Origin of the sequence: Pseudomonas sp. TNT3 (genome assembly GCF_010095445.2) — a bacterium.
In the GTDB taxonomy this organism is placed as follows: Bacteria; Pseudomonadota; Gammaproteobacteria; order Pseudomonadales; family Pseudomonadaceae; genus Aquipseudomonas.
In genome coordinates, this window is record NZ_WFGV02000123.1 from 1 (window position 1) to 2,583 (window position 2,583).

2 protein-coding genes are annotated in these 2,583 nt (G+C 65.7%); both read left to right on the plus strand.

The features are described from left to right. Positions 1-1,332 (plus strand): DNA polymerase Y family protein (locus GBC55_RS29620; RefSeq protein WP_247267075.1); only part of this gene is annotated, 1,332 nt, incomplete at its 5' end. Beyond that, positions 1,308-2,583 (plus strand): PHP domain-containing protein (locus GBC55_RS29625; protein WP_247267076.1); only part of this gene is annotated, 1,276 nt, incomplete at its 3' end. The genes GBC55_RS29620 and GBC55_RS29625, both read left to right, overlap by 25 nt.

The window sequence follows — 2,583 nt, forward strand, 5'->3', positions numbered from 1 at the left end:
CTGCTGACCGGTCCGGCCCAGCGCCGGGTGTTGCAGGCGGTCAACGGTCCGGCGCGGGCGCTGGGTTTACGCCCCGGCCAGTCCATCAGCGCTGCTCAGGCGTTGAGCAAAGGCTTTGTCACGGCCGAGTACGACGTCGCCGACATCGAACACTGGCAGCAATTTCTGGCGGCCTGGGCCTACCGGTTCAGCTCCCAGGTCAGCGTGCATTACCCGCGTGCGCTGGTGTTTGAGATCGAGTCCAGCCTGGGACTGTTTGGTGCCTGGCCGCAATTCGAGGCGCGCTTGCGCAACGAACTCGGCGAGCTGGGCTTTCGCCACCGCATTGTCGCCGCGCCCAACCCGGTGGCGGCGCGGGTGCTGGCCAACGCCTATGACGGTCTGGTGGTGCCCGACGATCAAGCCTTGCAGGATCGCCTCGGGCAAATGCCGGTCGACCGGATCGGGCTGGAAGCCGATGTCGCCACGGCGCTGTCGCGCATGGGGCTGCGCACCCTCAGTCAGGTGCAGGCGCTGCCCCGGCACAGCCTGGCCCGGCGTTTCGAAGCGCAAGTGCTCAAGCATCTGGACGCGTTGCTCGGGTTGCGACGGCTGGCGCTGGTGTACTACCTGCCGCCGGACCGTTTCGATGTGCGCATCGAGCTCAACTTCGATGTGCAATCCCATCAGGCCTTGCTGTTTCCGCTGCGGCGCTTGACCGGCGACCTGTCGGCGTTTCTCTGCGGTCGTGACAGCGGCGTGCAGCGTTTCGACCTGCACCTGGAACACGCCGGGTTGCCGGACAGCGTGATCAAGGTCGGCCTGCTCAGCGCCGAACGCGATCCGGCGATGCTGTTCGAACTGGCCCGAGGGCGGCTGGAGCAGGTTCAGGTCGAAGCCCCGGTGCGCGGTTTTCGCCTGTGTGCCGAAGACTTGCCGGCCTTTGTGCCGCAGTTTCAGGAACTGTTCGACGATCGCCCGCAGCAATCCTTGCCCTGGGAGCAACTGCGCGAACGGCTGCGCGCACGGCTGGGGGATGACGCGGTGCATGGCTTGCGTTTCCAGGCCGATCACCGCCCCGAGTGCGCGTGGCAGGCCAGTGCCGACAGCCAGCCTTGCGCAGGCTTTGGCAGCGTGCAACGGCCGGGCTGGTTGCTCAGCGAACCGCTGGCGATCCACGAAGGCTCGACCCGCATCCTCATGGGGCCGGAACGCATCGAGTCCGGATGGTGGGACGGCGACGACGTGCGCCGGGATTACTACCTGATCGAAACCCGTGCCGGCCAACAGGGGTGGGCCTACCGTGCGGTGGGCGAGGGCGGCCCGTTGTGGCTGCAGGGCTGGTTCTCATGAGCATCGGGTATGCCGAACTGCACTGCCTGTCGAACTTCAGTTTCCAGCGCGGTGCCTCCAGTGCCCTGGAGCTGTTTCAACGGGCGAAAAAACACGGCTATCAGGCGCTGGCGATCACCGATGAGTGCACCCTGGCCGGGATCGTCCGCGCCTGGCAGGCGGCCAAATCCGTTGAGCTGCCGCTGATCATCGGCAGCGAAATCCGCATCGAGAAGGGGCCGAAACTGGTGTTGCTGGTGGAGAACCTCGAGGGCTACCAGACCTTGTGCCGACTGATCACCCGGGCCCGGCGTCGCACGCAAAAAGGCCAGTATCAGCTGCTGCGGGAAGATTTCAGCGAGCCGTTGCCAGGATTGCTGGCGTTGTGGGTGCCGGACGCGGTCGATGCCCTGGAAGAGGGCCACTGGCTGAAGCAGGTCTTCGCTGAACGCCTGTGGCTGGCGGTGCAGCTGCATTGCGGTCAGGACGATAGCCGGCGCCTGCACAATCTGTGGGCCCTGGCCCGGGAGCTGGGCATTGCGGCGGTGGCCAGCGGCGATGTGCACATGCACGCGCGCGGGCGCCGGGCCTTGCAGGACACCATGACCGCGATCCGTCATCACCTGCCGGTGGCGGACGCCGGGTTGCGCCTGCACCCCAACGGCGAGCGGCATTTGCGCAGCCTCGATGCCTTGCAGTCGATCTATCCGCAGGCCCTGCTCGACGAAACCCTGAACATCGCCCGGCGCTGCACCTTCGACCTTGGCCAGTTGCGTTATCAGTATCCCCGGGAGTTGGTGCCGCAAGGTCACAGCGCAACGTCCTGGCTGAGTGAGCTGACCGAACGCGGCATTCGCGAGCGCTGGCCGGAAGGGGCCAGCCCGAAGGTGCGCGGGTTGATCGACAAGGAGCTGGGACTGATCGCCGAGCTCGGTTATGAAAGCTATTTTCTCACCGTTCAGGACATCGTGGCCTTCGCCCGTGGGCAGAAAATTCTCTGTCAGGGCCGAGGCTCGGCGGCCAACTCGGCGGTGTGTTTCGCCTTGGGCATCACAGAAATCGACCCTGAGCGGATGAACATGCTGTTCGAACGCTTCCTCTCCAAGGAGCGCAACGAACCGCCGGACATCGACGTCGATTTCGAGCATGAGCGCCGCGAGGAAGTCCTCCAGTACGTGTTCCAGCGCTATGGTCGCAATCGTGCGGCGCTGACGGCGGTCGTCAGCAGCTATCACGGCGCCGGCGCGGTGCGCGATGTGGCCAAGGCGCTGG